Genomic DNA, 17,185 nt, shown 5'->3' with positions numbered 1-17,185 from the left:
GCCGCCGGCTCCGTCCCCGGGTCAGCAACGGCCACCAAGGGCCGTCCCGGACCCGGAGGACACCATGGAGCAGCACGAGATCACCGAGGTACTGAACCGGCCGTACGCCAAGGAGCTGCTGGCGCGCGACATCGCCCGGCTGGCCTACGTCGCCCAGGACGGCACCCCGCGCTCGGTCCCGATGGCGTTCACCTGGAACGGCTCGGAGCTCGTCATGTGCACCGCGAAGAACATGCCCAAGCTGCGGTCCCTGCGGGCCAACCCGGCCGTCGCCCTCACCATCGACGTCGAAGCCCACCCGCCGAAGATCCTGCTGCTGCGCGGCCGCGCCGAACTCGACGTCGTCGACGGCATCCCCGAGGAGTACCTCCAGATGAACGGCAGCTACGAGATGACGCCCGAGCAGCGCGTCGAGTGGGAGCGCGAGGTGCGTTCGCTCTACGACGGCATGGTCCGCATCGTCGTCACCCCGACCTGGGCGAAGCTCATCGACTTCGAGGAGACCCTCCCCAGCGCGGTCGAGGAGCTCGCCCGGCAGCGGGCCGCACGCGGTTAGCGCACGGCGGCGCGCTCGATGATCGCTCCCGTGTCGACGCCGGCCGGGAGCGTGCCGAACGCGATGCCCCAGTCGCCGCCGAATCGGGAGGCGCAGAACGCGTCCGCGACCGCCGGGTGGCCGTGGCGCACCAGCAGCGAGCCCTGCAGGACCAGCGCCATCGACTCGACCACCCGCCGCGCCCGGTACTCGATCGCGTCGAGGCCGGTCAGCTCCTTGCGGAGCCGGTCGACGGCGTCGTCCAGCCGCGCGTCACCGCCGGCGGCCTGCTCGACCTCGGTGAAGAACGCCGCCACCGACTCGGGCTGCTTGCCCATGGCGCGCAACGCGTCCAGCGCCGCCACGTTGCCCGAACCCTCCCAGATGGACGACAGCGGAGCCTCGCGGTAGAGCCGCGGCATGCCCGACTCCTCGACGTACCCGTTGCCGCCGAAGCATTCGAGGGCCTCGGCCGCGTGCACCGGCGCCCGCTTGCACACCCAGTACTTCGACACCGCCAGCCCCAGCCGCCGGAACGCCTGCTCCTGCGGGTCGCCCGGCCGGTCGCCCGCCGCGGCCAGCCGCATCGCCACCGTCGTCGCGGCCTCGGACTCGACCGCGAGGTCGGCCAGCACGTTCGCCATCAGCGGCTGGTCGACCAGGGCCTTGCCGAAGGCGTACCGGTGGGTGGCGTGGTGCACCGCGCGGACCGTGCCCAGCCGCATCCCGGACGCGCTGCCCAGCGTGCAGTCCAGCCGGGTGTTGTTGACCATCTCGATGATCGTGCGGACCCCGCGGCCCTCTTCGCCGACCAGCCAGCCGACGGCGTTGTCGTATTCGATCTCCGACGACGCGTTCGACCGGTTGCCCAGCTTGTCCTTCAGCCGCTGCAGCCGGATAGGGTTGCGCGAGCCGTCGGGCAGCACGCGGGGGAGCAGGAAGCACGACAGCCCGCCGGGGGCCTGCGCCAGGGTCAGGAACATGTCCGACATCGGCGCGGAGGTGAACCACTTGTGCCCGACCAGGGTGTAGCTGCCGTCCGCGCCCGGGGTCGCCGTGGTCGTGTTGGCGCGGACGTCGGAGCCGCCCTGCTTCTCGGTCATCGACATGCCCGCGATCAGGCCGCGCTTGGTGCTCGGCTCGCGCAGCCCGAAGTCGTACTCGGTCGAGGCCAGCAGCGGCTCGTACCGCGCGGCGAGCTCCGGGTTGGCCCGCAGCGCCGGGATCGCCGCGTAGGTCATCGAAATCGGGCAGCTGTGCCCGAACTCGGCCTGACCCCACACGTAGAACTTCGCCGCCCGCGCCGCGTGCGCGCCTTCGCGGCCGTCACGCCACGGCGTGCCGTGCAGCCCGTGCGACACCGCGACGTTCATCAGCTCGTGCCAGTGCGGGTGGAACTCGACCTCGTCGATCCGGTTGCCGTAGCGGTCGTGCGTGCGCAGCACCGGCTCGTTCTCGTTCACCAGCCGGCCCCACTCCTGGACCCGCTCGCTGCCGGCCAGCCGGCCCAGCTCGTGCACCTCGCCCGCGGCCCAGCCCGCGCCCGCCCGCTCGAGCCCTTCGAGCAGCGCCGGGTCGGCGCCGACGTCGTGGCCGGCCAGTGGCGGGACCTGGTTGGTGACCTCATGCGTGGCGGGCATCGGAACCTCCTAGAGCGCGGACGACGAACGTGCGGAGCTCGGCGACGTCACCGGCGTTACCGCTGGTCAACGGGCCGATCAAGACTTCGGCGGCGGCCCCGACCAACGCGGCGGCGGTCAGCCGGCCGTCCTGCGGCGGCAGCGCGCCCTCCTTCACCCCGGCGGCGACGTGCTCGGCGACCACCTCGGTGAACGCGCGCCTGAACTCGAGCCGCTCGGCGTCGATCAGCGCGTCGACCGGCTCGGCGAGCAGCGCGTAGGCCTGCCGAGGCGCCTTCAGCGCACGCTGGGCGAAGGTCTCGAACACGGCCAGGACCCGCTCGGCGGGCGCACCCGGCCGCGCGGACGCGGCCCGCACGGCGTCGACCTCCCGCGTCACGACCTGCCGGAACACGTGCACGACGAGATCGGCCTTGGTGGGGAAGTGCCGATAGACGCTGCCAACGGCGACCCCGGCCCGCTCGGCGACCGCGGCGACGGAGCAGCCGCTGTACCCGTGCTCGGCCAGCTGTTCGGTCGCCGCGGCGACGATCGTCTCGCGCTGGGCGTCCAGGCGTTCCTGCACCTTCGCGGTGCGGCGGTAGGGCACGTCAAGAAGTGAAGCACCGATTCATTGCTTCAGTCAACGCTCGACCGAGACTTGCACTGGAGCGCACTCCAGCTCCTACCGTCGAAACCATGACCACCCCGCAGCACAAAATCGGCTCCGGCTTCGGCGCCACCAGCACCGCCGCCGAAGTCCTCCACGGCATCGACCTCACCGGCAAACTCGCCCTCGTCACCGGCGGCTACTCCGGCATCGGCCTCGAAACCACGCGCGCCCTCACCGCCGCCGGCGCTCGCGTGCTCGTTCCCGCCCGGCGCCCCGCGGCCGCCGAAACCGCCCTCGGCGGGAGCGCCGAAGTCGGCGAACTCGACCTCGGCGACCTCGACAGCGTCCACGCCTTCACCGACCGCTTCCTCGCCACCGGCCGCCGCCTCGACCTCGTCATCGACAGCGCCGGCGTCATGGCCTGCCCCGAAACCCGCGTCGGCCCCGGCTGGGAAGCCCAGTTCGCGACCAACCACCTCGGCCACTTCGCCCTCGTCAACCGGCTCTGGCCGGCCATCGCCGACGGCGCCCGCGTCGTCTCCGTCTCCTCCCGCGGCCACCACCTCTCACCCATCCGCTGGGCCGACCCCCACTTCGCAACCGGCTACGACAAGTGGCTCGCCTACGGTCAGGCCAAGACCGCCAACGTCCTGTTCGCCGTAAACCTCGACCGGCTCGGCCGCGACCGCGGCGTACGCGCCTTCGCCCTGCACCCCGGTTCCATCCTGACCCACCTCGCCCGCCACATCCCGCAGGAAGAACGCGTCGCCCAAGGCTGGGTCGACGAAAACGGCGTCCCCAGCGGCTACTTCAAAACCCCCGAAGCCGGTGCCGCCACCCAGGTCTGGGCCGCCACCTCACCCCAGCTCGACGGCCTCGGCGGCGTCTACCTCGAAGACTGCGACATCGCCGAACGCGCACCCGACGGCGACGGCGCCACCGACGTCGGGCTCCGCGCCGGCGTCCGCGACTACGCGATCGACCCCGCCGAAGCCGCCCGCCTGTGGACCCTCTCGGCCGAACTCACCGGCGTCGACCTCACTTCCCGGTGAGCACTCCGACCGCGATCCCCAGGCTCGCCGTGTTGTAGACGAACGACACCACGCTGTACGTCAGCACCGTCTACCGGACCGGCCAGGCCTGAACCTCCAAAGTCAACAGCCCCCGCAAGCCACGGCACCCCGGATCACTCGGTCAGGTAACAGCAGGGGAGCGCCCGTCTTCGGGATCCCTGCGCAACTTACGGTTGCACATCAGCTCATCGAAAGCTAACGTGACAAGCAACCAAACGTTGCACAAGGAGCAGCCATGGACCACGGAACCCTCGAACGCGAAATCCACATCGACGCCACCCCCGACACCGTCTTCGACGTCGTCAGCAACCCCGAACACGTCCGCGAATGGTGGCCCGACGAAGCCGACTACCCCGCCGAACCCGGGGGAGAAGGACACATCACCTTCGGCGACAGCCAAGTCCGCTTCACCGTCGTCGACGCCGTCCCGCCGAAGCTCTTCTCCTTCCGCTGGACCCACGCGGCAGGGGAGACCGCCGGACCCGGGAACTCCTTCCTCGTCGTCTTCGAACTCGAACCAGCCGGCACCGGCACCCGCCTGCGCATGACCGAAACCGGCTTCCGCGAACGCGGCTGGGACGAAGCCAAGATCGCCGCCGAATACGCCGACCACGAAAGCGGCTGGGACCACTTCCTGCCCCGCATCCCCGCCGTCACCGCCAAGGTGGGAGCCACCTCGTGACCACCGCCGTGGACGACGACCTCTGGTCGGCCGTCGGCGACCCCACCCGCCGCCGCATGCTCGACCTGCTGCTCGCCGAAGGCCGGGGGACCGCCACCAGCCTCAGCGAACACCTCCCGGTGACCCGCCAAGCCGTCGCCAAGCACCTCGCCATCCTCGACCGCGTCGGCCTCGTCCACGCGCAGGCCGAAGGGCGCGAAAAGCAGTTCCGCGTCGACGAAACCCAGCTCGCCCGCGCCGTCGCCCAGCTCACCGACGTCGGCACCGCCTGGGACGCCCGGCTCCGCCGCATCAAGCACATCGCCGAAACCATCGAAAGGAACCGGTGAAAATGGACATCCTGCACCGCATCGGCATCGAAAAGGCCACACCGGAAACCGTGTACGAAGCCCTCACCACCCTCGACGGCCTCTCCGCCTGGTGGACCGAAAAGACCGTGGGGGACACCGAACCCGGCGGCGTCATCGCCTTCCGCTTCATCCCGGGCGGCTTCGACATGAAGGTCGTCGAACTCGAGCCGGGCCGGCTCGTCCGCTGGGAAGTCGTCGACGGACCGCCGGAGTGGATCGGCACGACGATCCGCTGGGAGCTCGCACAGCGCAGCGACTACACGATCGTCCTGTTCAAGCACGAAGGCTGGCGCGAGGCGGGCGAGTTCATGCACCACTGCAGCACGAAGTGGGCGATCTACCTGATGAGCCTCAAGCAGCTCGTGGAGACCGGGGAGGGCGCCCCGGCGCCGCGGGACGTGACGATCAGCGACTGGCACTGACGTTACTTGACATAATGTACATTATCGGCACTCGGGGACACGCTGCGACGGGAAGCCGGGAGGGGTGCCCAGGCGCGGGTCCCGCGGTCGCGTACGAAGTTCGTCAGGACGGCTTCTCCTGAGGTTTGTCGCCCACCCTTCTCTAGCGTCAAGCCCTAGTTGCCCCTAAAGGCGCTTCCGGGGGCCGTAGGAGCATCCCCTGGAGCTGCGGAGTCGACGTCCAGCCACTCGACCTCAAAACGTCACGGTGACGAAACTCCGGTAGGTAATCCGAGTCTCGAGACGACAGCCGACGACGTTTCGACATCGCCGCGGATCGCCGCAGGCCAGACCCAGTGGCTCACGTGCTCGAACATACGTGCACATCCCCGCCGCGGGGCGTCCAGTGGCGATTCGGAGCCCGAAATCGTCTCCGAGAGAGTTCCGGATCCCCCGGGAGGTCGTTCCGGGCTAAACCGACATTTCATGCATAATGGCAATTATGCATGAAATGTCGGGTCGGGACCCGGCCACCGAAACTGTCGGTGGTGTGCGGTACAAGATCCACATGAGGCTTTCCGAGGCACAGCAAGCCTTCTTCGCCGCCCGCCGGCCGCGCAAGGACTCGCCGCACACCACCGACGCCTACCGGCGGGACCTCGCCGGGATCACCACTCTCCTGGTTTCGGAGCTGGGCCGCCCTGCCGAGGACCTGGAGGTCGCCGAGCTGACCGGACCGGCGCTGCGGACGGCGTTCGGGGCGTTCGCGGACGACCACGCGAAGAGCTCGGTGCTGCGGGCGTGGTCGACGTGGAACCAGTTCCTGACTTTCTGCGTGGCCGACGGCCTGTTGCCGGGCAACCCGATGGGCGCGGTGGCGCGGCCGCGGACGCCGGCGTTGACGCCGAAGCCGTTGCGGGGCGAGGAAACCCCGGAGCAGCTGCTGTCGGCGGCGGCTGCGGGTTCGCGGCGCGCGCGTGACCCGTGGCCGGAGCGGGACGTGCTGGTGATCGCGCTGGGGCTGGTGGCGGGATTGCGGGCGGCGGAGATGCGGGCGCTGACGTCGCGGTCGCTGGTGGGGCGCGCGGGTGAGCTGCGGTTGCACGTGAAGGGGAAGGGCAGCCGGGAGCGGTCGATCCCGGTGCAGCCGGTGCTGGCGGAGCTGATCGAGCGGTACCGGGAGTCGTGCCGGGTGCGGTTCCCGCACGCGCGGTTCTCCCCTGGTTCGCCGTTGCTGCTGGATCGGGCGGGTGAGGCGATCGGGCGGGGTGCGCTGGAGTACCTGGTGAAGTCGTGTTACCGGGGTGCAGGGTTGCACGACCGGGTGCCGGCGGGGGCGAACTTGCACGCGTTGCGGCACACGTTCGCGACGCGGCTGGCGGAGGACGGGGCGACGGCGTCGGAGATCATGGCGTTGCTGGGGCACGCGAGTTTGGCGACGAGTCAGAACTACATCGAGGCGACGGGTCGTGAGCAGCGGGCGGCGGCGGCGAGCAACCGGACGTACCGGGCGTTGGACGGGCTGGGGTGAGGGATCAGCGGAGTTGTTCGAGGTCTTTGGCGGCGCGGGCGATTTCGTCGGCGAGTCCGCGTAGTTCGCGGGGGTCGGCGCCGTCGTCGGCGGCGGTGACGATGTCTTCGGCGGCGCAGCGGAGCTGGAAGAGGCGGTCCTGGAGGGCGGCGATCTCGGTGTCGGAGAGCACGACGGCGTCTTCGGGCAGTCCGCTTCGCTGGAGTGCGGTGCGGCGTTCGTAGGCGCGCTGGCGGCAGGATTGGCCGCAGTACCGGCGGCGGCGGCCGACGTTGCCGGCTTCCGGGAGGCGGCGGCCGCACCAGCCGCAGTGCTTGGGGGCGCCGCGGCGGGCCGGGACGGGTTCGAGCTGGGTGAATTCGGCGGCTTCCCTCACCCGGGAGACCCTAGCTGGCCATCGCCGGGTCATGCCGGGGTCATGGCGGAAGTGCACACTTGAGGGATGCACCCGTCGTTCCCGTACCTGGCCGACCCGCTCCCCCGTGCCTTCGCTCACCGCGGTTGGCACCTCGACGAGCTGGACGGGCTGGAGAATTCGCTGCCGGCGTTCCAGCGGGCGTGTGCGGAGGGGTACCGGTACCTGGAGACGGACGTGCACGCGACGGCGGACGGTGTGGTGGTGGTGCACCACGATCCGAACCTGGACCGGACGACGGATGGGGCCGGGGCGATCGCGTCGAAGACGTGGGCGCAGCTGAAGGGGGTCAAGGTCGGGGGGAAGGTGCCGTTGTCGCGGTTGGAGGACGTGCTGGAGGAGCTGCCGGGTGCGCGGTTCAACGTCGATGTGAAGGCCGATCAGGCGGTGGAGCCGTTCGTGCGGGTGCTGGAGCGGACGGGTGCGCACGACCGGGTGGCGGCGGCGGCGTTTTCGGACGCGCGGCTGGTGCGGTTGCGGAAGCTGGCGGGGCCGAAGCTGGTGACGGCGATGGGGCCGCGGTCGGCGTTCGCGTTGTGGGCGCGGGGGAAGCTGCCGCTGCTCCCCCTGGGCCGGCTGGTGCTGGGTGCGATGGCGCAGGTGCCGGTGCGGCAGGGTGCGTTGCGGGTGGTGGACAAGGCGTTCCTGTCGATCGCGGGCCGGTCCGGGATCGAGGTGCACACGTGGACGATCGACGATCCGGCGGAGATGCGGATGCTGCTGGACCTGGGGGTGCACGGGATCGTGACGGATCGGCCGGACCTGCTGCGCGAGGTGCTGATCGAGCGGGGTACGTGGCAGCGGTCGCAGGAGTCGTGAGTGTTTAGGACGGTTAGAACCGTCCTAAACACTCACGAGGGGGTCAGCGGGGTGCTTTGCCCTGCCAGGCGGCGGTCCAGGTTTTGGGGCCGAGGAGGCCGCTGTCCTTGATGCCGTTGGCGCGTTGGAGGTCGAGGACGGCGGTGCGGGTCTTTTCGTAGTAGCAGCCGGTGCCGGTGAAGCCGTAGCCGTAGGTGTTCATGCGGAGCTGGAACGCCTTGAGCGGGGCGGCGCAGTCGCCGTATTGGTAGACGACGCCGGGCCAGGCGGGCATGGGGCCGCCGGGTGCGGGCGGGGTGGGTGCGGGGGCCGGTCCCCCGCCGATGTAGGCGGAGTCGGCGTAGGTGGGGATGCGCTTGCTGCGGGCGTCGGCGTCGCCGGCGAGTTTGAGCATGCCGGCGCACTGCCAGGGTTGCCAGCCGCGCATGCGGTAGAGGTAGAGGGCGCGGTAGTCCTGTTCGGCGGGTGCGGCCTGGTCGGGGCGGCCGGTGCCGCCGACGCTGCGCCAGGTGGGCAGGTCGAACTGGTAGGCGCCGTAGTAGCCGTTGCCGGTGTTGGTGGCGTAGCGGCCGCTGGATTCGCACATGCGGAGCTTGGCCCAGGCGGTCGGCGCGGGGTCGGCACTGGCGGCGGCGGGGGCGATCAGCTGCAGACCCATGGCGGCGAAGGCGAGGAGGAGCATTCTCGCGACGGTGCGTCTCCGGATCTGGATCATGGGAGCACAGTAAGAGCGTGTCCCATTGACCACAAGGGACACACTGCGCGCTCGAGTCTCACATGAAACTCTGTTCACATCTGTTCGCGACACGCCGGGGGGACGGGATCGTGGTTGTCCCGGAAGTGGCGGATGCGCGTGAAGCGACAAACCGGACACGATTTGGACGACGCTGCGAAGGTGCTGTGAGCCGCGTCGCTACCTCCCAGTAGTCTCCGCGCTGACCTGGAAGTTCTTGATTCGAAGGAGCCGTGGATGACGCTGGCCGGGACGCGCTCGACCAAGCGCGAGCGCTGGGGCTGGTATTTCTACGACTGGGCGAATTCGCCGTTCTATTCGTCGTCGACGACGGTGTTCGGCGCGCTGTCGATGAGCGGGATCGCGGCGGCGGACGCGAAGACGAACTTCACCCTTAACGGGGACAGGCCGTGTGTCGACGCGGCGGGCAAGGCGGACACGTTGCACCACTGCGACGTGTCGTTGTTCGGGTTGCACTTCCCTGCGGGTTCGGTGTGGGGCTACCTGCTGTCGGTGGCGACGGTGGTGCAGGTGCTGGTGCTGCCGATCGCGGGTGCGGTGGCCGATCGCAGTCACAACAAGCGGCGGATCCTGGGTGGGTTCGCGTTCCTGGGTGCGGCGGCCGCGGCGGCGATGTTCTTCTTCGCGGGGTCGGACTGGCAGCTGGGTGTGGTGCTGTTCATCGTCGCGAACATCGGGTACGGGGGTTCGCTGGTCGTCTACTACTCGTTCCTGGTGGACATCGGGGGTCCGGACGAGCGGGACGACATCTCGGCGAAGGGGTGGGCGTTCGGGTACCTGGGTGGCGGGCTGGCGCTGGCGTTGCAGCTGGGGTTCTACCTCGGGCACGACTCGTTCGGGGTGAGCGAGGGCATGGCGGTGCAGATCTGCTTCCTGACCTCGGGGTTGTGGTGGGCGGCGTTCACCATCCCGGCGGTGCGGGCGCTCCCCCGGCGGCACGAGCCGGTCGACGTCGTGTCCGGCAAGTCGGTGCTGCGGGCGGGGTTCGCGGAGCTGCGGCAGACGCTGGTGTCGGCGAAGGCGTACCCGTTGACGCTGGCGTTCCTGGGCAGCTACCTGGTCTTCACCGACGGCATCAACACGGTGGTCACGGTGTCGGCGCAGTACGGCAAGGACGAGCTGGGGTTCGGCAACAGCGTGCTGATCGTCACGATCCTGGTGATCCAGTTCGTGGCGTACCTGGGCGGGACGCTGCACGGGCTGGTGGCGCGGCGGATCGGGGCGAAGCGGACGATCCTGGGCAGCCTGGTGATCTGGGTCGCGGTGCTGGCCGGGGCGTACTTCGTGCAGCCGAAGCAGCTGGTGCAGTTCCTCGCGGTGGCGGTCGGGATCGGGCTGGTGCTGGGCGGGACGAACGCGTTGTCGCGGTCGTTGTTCAGCCAGATGATCCCGGCGGGCAAGGACGCGCAGTACTACTCGCTCTACGTCGTGGGCGAGCGTGGGACGTCGTGGCTGGGGCCGCTGGTGTTCGCCGGCGTCGGGCAGGCGACGGGGTCGTTCCGGCTGGCCATCGTGGCGCTGGTGATCTTCTTCGTGGCGGGTTTGGTGCTGGTTTCGCTGGTGCCGGTGCGGCGGGCGATCGTGGCGGCGGGCAACACCCCGCCGGAGGTGCTGTAGTCCCCGATAGGGTCGGCTGTCGTGACCTTTGTGAACGACCGGGCCGCCGGCCCCGACCCCACGGACGCCCTGTCGTCGGTCCCCGCGGCGGGTTCGCGCCGCGGTACGCCGCCGGTGGGCAGGCTGAAGTTCTGCTACGGGCCGATGGACTGCGGGAAGTCGACGCTCGCGCTGCAGATCGACCACAACCACGCCCGGCAGGGCCGGCGTGGCCTGATCCTGGTGCGCCACGACCGGTCGGGCGCGCCGCAGATCTCCAGCCGGATCGGGCTGACGCGGCAGGCGGTGGAGGTCGTGGAGGAGACCGACGTGCGGGACCTGGTGCGGCAGGAGTGGGCGCGCGGGCAGCACGTGGACTACGTGGTGGTGGACGAGGCGCAGTTCCTCTCCCCCGCGCAGGTCGACCAGCTGGCGGAGCTGGCCGACGAGGTCGAGATCGACGTGTACTGCTTCGGGATCGCGACGGACTTCCGGAGCCGGTTGTTCCCGGGAGCCGCTCGTCTGTTCGAACTGGCGGACGAGCTGCAGCCGGTTCAGGTGGAGGTGCTGTGCTGGTGCGGGCTGCCCGGGCGGTTCAACGCGAGGGTGGTGGACGGCGAGGTCGTGCGCGAAGGCGATACGGTCGTGGTGGCAGATACCGAACAATCCGTAGTTGAAACTTCAGCTTCAGCACGATTTGAGGCCGAATTCGCTACGGTGCGTTATCAGGTATTGTGCCGCCGCCACTTTCGATCGGGTGACTTGGGGCCGGTTACTGCTCATCACGGTCAGTTACGGTTGACCTGAGTCACACCCCAGTAGCCCATCCGGGGGATATCAGCACTAAGAAGGCCGTATTGACGTCACGCCGGAGCGCGAAACGCCTCCTACTAGAGGAAGCTGATGCCGGCGGGTGACGCAGCTCATCGTGAGCAACGACATGGTGTCCCGGGAATCCCCGGGGGCCCCGAGTCGTTGCATAGGGTGAGCATCACCCTGGCTCCACCCCGGAGCTGACTGAAAGGACCCCACTATGGCCGACCGTGTTCTTCGTGGAAGCCGGCTGGGAGCGGTCAGCTACGAGACCGACCGCAACCACGACCTCGCTCCACGCCGCACCGTGCGTTACGCCTGCCCGAAGAACCACGAGTTCGAGGTGCCGTTCTCCGACGACGCCGAGATCCCGACGGTCTGGGAGTGCCGCCTGCACGGCAGCGAATCGGAGATCGTCGACGGCGGGCAGCCCGAGCAGAAGAAGGTCAAGCCGCCGCGCACCCACTGGGACATGCTGCTGGAACGGCGCACGATCCCCGAGCTCGAGGACCTGCTCAACGAACGTCTCGCCGAGCTGAAGGGCCGCCGGACCTCCCGGTCCGCGTAGCCGTGTTCGGCCCGTAGCACCGCTCCCACCACAACGGAAAGGCCCCCGCGACCTCCCCCCGCGGGGGCCTTTCGCCTACCCACCCCCGTTTCGCGCGCCCGGGGCGCGGAACGGACCCTGCAGCGCGGCCCACTGCAGGAGCATGATCGTCTTCGCGTCGGCGATCTCCCCCGTGCCGATCATCTTCAGCGCGTCCTCGAACCGCAGCTCGACCACCTCGATGTCCTCCCCCTCCTCGGCGAGCCCGCCACCCGCACCGCGGTCCGCCGGGTCGTACGGGGCCGCGTAGCAGTGCAGGCGCTCGGTGACCGAGCCCGGGCTCGTGTAGACGTCGAACACGTGCTCCAGCGCGCCGATGCGGACGCCCGTCTCCTCCTGCGCTTCCCGGCGGATCGCCGTCTCCGGGTCGTCGGTGTCCAGCAGGCCCGCGGCCGTCTCCAGGAACATGCCGTCCGGGTGGTCGTTGACGTAGACCGGGTACCGGAACTGGCGGGTCAGCAGCACCGTCCCGCCCGCCGGGTCGTAGAGCAGCACCGTGGCGCCGTTGCCGCGGTCGTACGTCTCGCGCCGCTCGGTCGTCCAGCGGCCGTCGCGGTGCTGGAAGTCGAAGGTCGTGCGGCGCAGGACGTACCAGGCCGACGAAAGCAGCTCGACGTCGGTGACCCGGACGCGCGGGTTGCGGGACAGGCTTGTGGGCGAGGTCATGCCGCGACCATAATGTGCACGACTCGGAATAAACAAGGAGGATCGTGCATGCTGGTCGGGGAACGCCGTGAACTGCTGCTCGCCCGGCTGGCGGCCGAGGGCAAGGTGCTGGCGAAAGACGTCGCCGCCGAGCTCGGGGTCTCCGAGGACAGCATTCGCCGTGACCTGCGCGACCTGGCCACGGCCGGGTTGTGTCAGCGCGTCTACGGCGGAGCGCTGCCTGTCTCCCCCGCCGTCGCCGACTACGCCGGCCGCACCGCCATCGCCACCGACGGCAAGGACCGGGTCGCCGCGGTCGCCGCCGGGCTGGTCCGGCCCGGCTCGACGGTCATCCTCGACGGCGGCACGACCACGCTGGCCGTCGCGAAGGCTCTCCCCCGCGACCTCGAAGCCACCGTCGTCACCCACAGCCCCACCGTCGCCGTCGCGCTGCTCGAGCACCGCGGGGTCGAGGTCTTCCTGCTCGGCGGGCGGTTGTTCCGGCACTCCGCCGTCACCTGCGGCGCCGCCGCGGCCGAGGCCGCCCAGGCGATCAGCGCCGACGTCTTCCTGCTCGGCGTCACCGGCGTGCACCCCGAGGCCGGGCTCACCACCGGCGACGCCGAGGAAGCCGCGATGAAGCGCACGCTGGCCCGGCGCGCGGCCGACACCTACGTGCTGGCCAGCGCCGAAAAGCTCGGCGCGGCCTCCCGGTTCACCGTCCTGCCCTTCGCCGACGTCGCCGGCGTCATCACCGACTCCGCCGACCGGCACGCCCAGGAACTTGCAGACCTGGGCGTGCCGATCCTGCGGGCGTGACCTCGGTGAACCACTCCCGGCCCGCCACCACCGCGAACAGCGGCGCCGGCAGCCACACGAGCAGCCGCAGCACCGCCGAAAGCCGCCCCGGACCGCGGACGTCGGACACGTGCGCGGCCAGCGCCGCCTGTTTCCGCCCGGCGAAGCGCCGGACGTCGAAGCGGTGGGTCACAGCCGCGGCCGGGCTGTAAGCGTGCTCGAGCGCTTCGACGTCGTAGTCGAACGGGATCGGCAGGGCCCGGACCACCCGGACGAACCGCAGCGCGAAGTCGCGGGGCAGGGTCGCCTCCAGCAGCCGGGTCCCGGTCAGCCGGGCCGCCCGCCGCGCGACCTCGTGCACCTTGACGTGGTCGCGGTGCCCGTAGCCGCCGTTGGCGTCGTAGCCGAGCAGCAGGTCGGCCCGCTCCTCGTGCAGCACGGCCGCGAGCCGGTGCGCGGCCTCCTCGGTGTCCGCGCGGGCGAAACGCTGCCGTCCGGGCGGGTCCGCGTACAGCTCCGGCCCGTGCCCGCTGTCGGCGTACCCCAGGTGCACGACGCGCCGCACGCCGAGGATCGCCGCCGCGGCCGTCAGCTCACCCCAGCGGGGCGTCGGGTGTTCGGCGGCCACGCCGTCGGTCGCCACGACGACCACCACCCGGTGCCCGTCGGCCGCGGCGCGCGCCAGGGTGCCGCCGCTGAGCAGAACGGGGTCGTCGGCGTGGGCGTGGAAGGCCACGATGGTCGTCATCGGCCCCATGATGGCCGAGAACGGGAGAAGACGACGTGAGTGACCATCGGGCCCGGTTCGCGGCGATCTTCGACGAGGAGGTCCGCAGGCAGAACGAGCGGTTCCGCGCGGTGGCCGCCGTGCGGCCCGGCGAAGACGTCCTCGACGTCGGCTGCGGCACCGGCGAGTCCACCCGCGAAGCCGCCCAGGCGGGCGCGAACGCCCTCGGCGTCGACCTCTCGGCACCGGCCATCGCCAAGGCCCGCGAGCTCGGCGGAGCGGCGTTCGAGGTCGCCGACGTCCAGACGCACCCGTTCCCGCTCGCCGCGTTCGACGTCGTGCTGTCCCGGTTCGGCGCGATGTTCTTCCCCGACCCGCCCGCGGCGTTCGCCGGCCTGGCCCGCGCGCTGCGGCCCGGCGGCCGCCTGGTGCTGCTCGTCTGGCAGGAGCGCGACCGCAACGAGTGGTACTCGGTGCTGAGCGACGCACTGGCCCCGGGCACCGAGCCACCGCCGCCCGGGCCGCACTTCTCCCTCGGCGACCCCGGCCGCACCCGGGCGCTGCTGGAAGGGGCCGGCTTCACCGGCGTCGAGTTCACCGAGCTGCGCGAACCGGTCTGCTACGGCCCGGACGCGGCCACGGCGACCGAGTTCGCCCTCGGGCTGCACGACGTCCAGCAGCTGCTGCCCGGCGGCGACGACCACGCCGTGGCCCGCCTCCGGGCCGCATTCGCCGCGCGCGAAACCTCCGAAGGCGTGCTCCTCGGGGCCCGGACGTGGATCGTGACCGCGCGGCTCAGCCGCGCTTGACCAGCCGCCGCACCTGCTGCCAGCGGCGCTCCACGCCCCACTTCGCCACCCGCAGGAACGCCTCGCGGATGATCGAGCCGCTCATCTTCGACTCGCCGATCTCGCGCTCGGTGAACGTGATCGGCACCTCGACGATCTCGAAGCCCGCGTCCGCGGTGCGGACGGTCAGGTCGATCTGGAAGCAGTAGCCGTGCGAATTGACCTCGTCCAGCGCCAGCTTCTCCAGCACCGGGCGGCGGTAAGCGCGGAACCCCGCGGTGATGTCCCGCACCCGCATGCCCAGCGCGAGCTGCGAGTAGACGTTCGCGCCACGCGAGAGGACCTGGCGGTTGAGCGGCCAGTTCACCACGCTGCCGCCCGGCACGTACCGGGAGCCGATCGCCAGGTCGGCGTCACCGACGGCGTCCAGCAGGCGCGGCAGGTCCTCGGGCGCGTGCGAGCCGTCGGCGTCCATCTCGACGATCGTGCTGTACTCGCGCGCCAGGCCCCAGCGGAACCCGGCGATGTAGGCGGCACCCAGGCCGGCCTTTTCGGTGCGGTGCAGGACGTGGACGTGGTCGTTCGCGGCCGCGCGCTCGTCGGCCAGCTCGCCGGTGCCGTCCGGGCTCCCGTCGTCCACCACGAGCACGTGCACGTCCGGGAGTACCTTGTGCAAGCGATCCAGGATCGGGCCGAGGTTTTCCCGTTCGTTGTACGTCGGGATCACCACCAGCACCGGATCGATTTCCCGGGCCCCCCGCGGCGCCTGCGACATCCGTGCTCCTCCGATATCCGCGGCGGTCAGTCCGCCGCTTCCCCTGCTGCCGTGCCGGCGCTCGCGCGCCGGGTGCGAAAACGGAGTACGAGCCCGCCGGCCACCCCGGCGATCGCCAGTGCCAGCAGCCCGTACTCCGTCCACGCACCGAGTCGATCCGACAGCGTAGTCTGCGTCCGCAGCGGGACGCGCCCGACCAGGGAATCCGCGGTGAAAAGGCCCGTTGAGCTGGTCACCGTCCCGTCGGGGGCGACGATCGCGCTGACCCCTGAGACGGCGGACACCACGACGGCCCGGCCGTGCTCGACCGCCCGCAGCCGGGACATGGCCAGCTGCTGCACGCTCATCTCGCTCTCGCCGTACCAGGCGTTGTTGGTCGGCACCACGAGCACTTCGGCGCCGTCGCGGACGGCGTCGCGGGCCGGGTAGTCGAACGCGGCTTCGTAGCAGACGAACACGCCGACCTTGGTGCCCGCGACGGAGAGGGTCTGGTTCGCGCCGTCGCCGGGGAGCATGTCGACGGTCTCGGAGTCGAGGAACGGTGTGACGAGCTCGGCGACCTTGCGGGCCGGGACGTACTCGCCGAAGGGCACCAGCTGCTGCTTCGCGTATCGCTGTCCGGGTCCGGTGTGCGGGTCCCAGGCGATGACGGAGTTCTGGATGTGCCCGTCGGGCAGCACGTAGAGCGCGCCGATCAGGGCGGGGACGCCGAAGTTCGCGACGAGCTGGTCGACCTGCGGGTCGGGGCCGGTGACGGTGGTGGCGCTCTCGGGCCACAGCACGAGGTCCGGCTTGGGGACCTTCCCGGCGCGGACGGCGTCGAGGAGCCGCTGGCTTTCGGCGAGGGTGTTGCGGCGCAGCAGCACCCGCTCGCCCTGCAGCGCCAGGCCGATGTCGGGGGCGTTGCCCTGGACGGTGGCGATGGTGCGTTCGCCGTCCTGGGCGCCGGTGCCGATCGCGGGCCACAGCGCGAGCCCGGCGACGACCGGCACCACGGTGGCGAGTGCGGTGAGAACAGCGGGCCGGGTCAGCTTGCGGGCTTCCCCCAGGCGGGCGACGAGCGCGGCCAGTGCGAAGCCGGTGAGGACGACGGCGAGGCCGACCAGCGGGGCGCCGCCGATCGAGGCGAGCGGCAGGAACGCGCCTTCGGGCTGGCTGAACGCGACGCGGCCCCAGGGGAAGCCGCCGAAGGGGAACCAGGCGCGCGGGGTCTCCAGTGCGATGAAGATCAGCGCGCCCCACAGCGGCGCGAGCGGCAGGCGCGCGACGAGCGTGATGAGGCCGCCGGCGAGGCCGTAGTAGAGCGCCAGTGCGAACGACAGGCCCAGCCAGGGCCACGGGCCGAAGTCGGGGCCGAGGAAGTCCAGCAGCCACGTCAGCAGCGGCAGGAAGAACACGAACCCGAACGCGAAGCCGTAGCCGAACGCGCCGCGGAAGCTACGCCCGCGCAGCACGAGGGCGAACCCGGCGAACGCCAGCGGCGCGAGCCACCACAGCGGGCGCGGGGCGAAGCTCAGGTAGTAGGCGAAGCCGGACACCAGCGCCGCGGCCAGCCGCAGGAGCCACGCGCGGGGGAAACGCCGGGTTCGCGGGGATGGGTGCGGGGCGCCCGGTTCGGGGTCCGCCACGGTGACTGCCACGCCT

At 70.9% G+C, this 17,185-nt stretch carries 20 protein-coding genes; 12 read left to right on the top strand and 8 right to left on the bottom strand.

The features are described from left to right. The first annotated feature begins 64 nt into the window (after window positions 1-64). On the top strand, window positions 65-556 hold the full coding sequence (locus SD460_RS25055) for a pyridoxamine 5'-phosphate oxidase family protein (RefSeq protein WP_290058886.1): 492 nt from the start codon (window positions 65-67) through the stop codon (window positions 554-556). Here the strand turns inward: SD460_RS25055 and SD460_RS25050 are convergent. Together SD460_RS25050 and SD460_RS25045 are read right to left on the bottom strand one after the other, a co-directional pair. Then, window positions 553-2,175 carry an acyl-CoA dehydrogenase family protein gene (locus SD460_RS25050; protein ID WP_290058885.1) on the bottom strand — a complete coding sequence of 541 codons (1,623 nt, stop codon included), beginning with the start codon at window positions 2,173-2,175 and terminating at the stop codon, window positions 553-555. The two genes, SD460_RS25055 and SD460_RS25050, sit on opposite strands and share 4 nt — an antisense overlap. Continuing rightward, complete coding sequence (locus SD460_RS25045; protein ID WP_290058884.1) at window positions 2,159-2,764, bottom strand: TetR/AcrR family transcriptional regulator; 606 nt, start codon at window positions 2,762-2,764, stop codon at window positions 2,159-2,161. The genes SD460_RS25050 and SD460_RS25045 overlap by 17 nt, the downstream gene beginning before the upstream one ends. An 89-nt stretch (window positions 2,765-2,853) precedes the next feature. On the opposite strand from SD460_RS25045, the gene SD460_RS25040 reads away from it, so the two are divergent. From SD460_RS25040 to SD460_RS25020, 5 genes are all read left to right on the top strand, one after another. Then, a complete protein-coding gene (locus tag SD460_RS25040; RefSeq protein ID WP_290058883.1) occupies window positions 2,854-3,819 on the top strand; it encodes an SDR family NAD(P)-dependent oxidoreductase in 966 nt (321 codons plus the stop codon). A 256-nt stretch (window positions 3,820-4,075) separates the two neighbouring features. Beyond that, complete coding sequence (locus tag SD460_RS25035; protein WP_290058882.1) at window positions 4,076-4,522, top strand: SRPBCC domain-containing protein; 447 nt, start codon at window positions 4,076-4,078, stop codon at window positions 4,520-4,522. Continuing rightward, window positions 4,519-4,851, top strand: coding sequence for an ArsR/SmtB family transcription factor (locus tag SD460_RS25030; protein ID WP_290058881.1), 333 nt, complete (start codon window positions 4,519-4,521; stop codon window positions 4,849-4,851). The genes SD460_RS25035 and SD460_RS25030 overlap by 4 nt, the downstream gene beginning before the upstream one ends. Window positions 4,852-4,853: 2 nt before the next feature. Further along, entirely contained in the window at window positions 4,854-5,294 is a 441-nt protein-coding gene (locus SD460_RS25025; RefSeq protein WP_290058880.1) for an SRPBCC family protein, read from the top strand. A 529-nt stretch (window positions 5,295-5,823) separates the two neighbouring features. Beyond that, on the top strand, window positions 5,824-6,804 hold the full coding sequence (locus tag SD460_RS25020; RefSeq protein WP_318306809.1) for a tyrosine-type recombinase/integrase: 981 nt from the start codon (window positions 5,824-5,826) through the stop codon (window positions 6,802-6,804). 4 nt (window positions 6,805-6,808) lie between these two features. Here SD460_RS25020 and SD460_RS25015 read toward each other — a convergent pair whose 3' ends face one another. Beyond that, a complete protein-coding gene (locus SD460_RS25015; RefSeq protein WP_290058878.1) occupies window positions 6,809-7,180 on the bottom strand; it encodes a hypothetical protein in 372 nt (123 codons plus the stop codon). 66 nt (window positions 7,181-7,246) lie between these two features. Between SD460_RS25015 and SD460_RS25010 the strand changes: the two genes are divergently transcribed. Further along, window positions 7,247-8,038, top strand: coding sequence for a glycerophosphodiester phosphodiesterase family protein (locus SD460_RS25010; RefSeq protein ID WP_290058877.1), 792 nt, complete (start codon window positions 7,247-7,249; stop codon window positions 8,036-8,038). A 43-nt stretch (window positions 8,039-8,081) separates the two neighbouring features. Here SD460_RS25010 and SD460_RS25005 read toward each other — a convergent pair whose 3' ends face one another. Beyond that, window positions 8,082-8,753 carry a transglycosylase family protein gene (locus tag SD460_RS25005; RefSeq protein ID WP_318306808.1) on the bottom strand — a complete coding sequence of 224 codons (672 nt, stop codon included), beginning with the start codon at window positions 8,751-8,753 and terminating at the stop codon, window positions 8,082-8,084. A 255-nt stretch (window positions 8,754-9,008) separates the two neighbouring features. On the opposite strand from SD460_RS25005, the gene SD460_RS25000 reads away from it, so the two are divergent. The 3 genes from SD460_RS25000 (at window position 9,009) to SD460_RS24990 (ending at window position 11,769) form a co-directional block, all read left to right on the top strand. Further along, a complete protein-coding gene (locus SD460_RS25000) occupies window positions 9,009-10,409 on the top strand; it encodes an MFS transporter (protein ID WP_290058875.1) in 1,401 nt (466 codons plus the stop codon). A gap of 21 nt (window positions 10,410-10,430) precedes the next feature. Next, window positions 10,431-11,195, top strand: coding sequence for a thymidine kinase (locus tag SD460_RS24995; RefSeq protein WP_247023315.1), 765 nt, complete (start codon window positions 10,431-10,433; stop codon window positions 11,193-11,195). A gap of 226 nt (window positions 11,196-11,421) precedes the next feature. After that, window positions 11,422-11,769, top strand: a complete 348-nt coding sequence (locus SD460_RS24990; RefSeq protein WP_003081521.1) for an RNA polymerase-binding protein RbpA — start codon at window positions 11,422-11,424, stop codon at window positions 11,767-11,769. Between the two features lie 75 nt (window positions 11,770-11,844). On the opposite strand, the gene SD460_RS24985 is transcribed toward SD460_RS24990, so the two are convergent. After that, window positions 11,845-12,474, bottom strand: coding sequence for an NUDIX domain-containing protein (locus SD460_RS24985; RefSeq protein ID WP_290058874.1), 630 nt, complete (start codon window positions 12,472-12,474; stop codon window positions 11,845-11,847). A gap of 48 nt (window positions 12,475-12,522) precedes the next feature. Between SD460_RS24985 and SD460_RS24980 the strand changes: the two genes are divergently transcribed. Continuing rightward, window positions 12,523-13,272 carry a DeoR/GlpR family DNA-binding transcription regulator gene (locus tag SD460_RS24980; protein ID WP_318306807.1) on the top strand — a complete coding sequence of 250 codons (750 nt, stop codon included), beginning with the start codon at window positions 12,523-12,525 and terminating at the stop codon, window positions 13,270-13,272. On the opposite strand, the gene SD460_RS24975 is transcribed toward SD460_RS24980, so the two are convergent. Next, the gene (locus tag SD460_RS24975) at window positions 13,205-13,999 is read right to left on the bottom strand and encodes a PIG-L deacetylase family protein (protein ID WP_290058872.1); all 795 of its coding nucleotides are present in this window, start codon (window positions 13,997-13,999) and stop codon (window positions 13,205-13,207) included. The genes SD460_RS24980 and SD460_RS24975 overlap by 68 nt on opposite strands. Before the next feature lie 35 nt (window positions 14,000-14,034). Here SD460_RS24975 and SD460_RS24970 point away from each other — a divergent pair, with 35 nt between their 5' ends. Further along, window positions 14,035-14,787, top strand: coding sequence for a class I SAM-dependent methyltransferase (locus SD460_RS24970; protein WP_290058871.1), 753 nt, complete (start codon window positions 14,035-14,037; stop codon window positions 14,785-14,787). Here SD460_RS24970 and SD460_RS24965 read toward each other — a convergent pair. Both SD460_RS24965 and lnt read right to left on the bottom strand, forming a co-directional pair. Continuing rightward, the gene (locus SD460_RS24965) at window positions 14,774-15,541 is read right to left on the bottom strand and encodes a polyprenol monophosphomannose synthase (RefSeq protein ID WP_290058870.1); all 768 of its coding nucleotides are present in this window, start codon (window positions 15,539-15,541) and stop codon (window positions 14,774-14,776) included. The genes SD460_RS24970 and SD460_RS24965 overlap by 14 nt on opposite strands. Window positions 15,542-15,567: 26 nt before the next feature. After that, entirely contained in the window at window positions 15,568-17,181 is a 1,614-nt protein-coding gene (lnt, locus tag SD460_RS24960) for an apolipoprotein N-acyltransferase (RefSeq protein ID WP_290058869.1), read from the bottom strand. Window positions 17,182-17,185 lie beyond the last annotated feature (4 nt).

The sequence above is a fragment of the Amycolatopsis solani genome (assembly GCF_033441515.1).
GTDB lineage: Bacteria > Actinomycetota > Actinomycetes > Mycobacteriales > Pseudonocardiaceae > Amycolatopsis > Amycolatopsis solani.
Note: the sequence above shows the minus strand (reverse complement) of the source record. Positions and strands in the feature narration are given on the sequence as shown.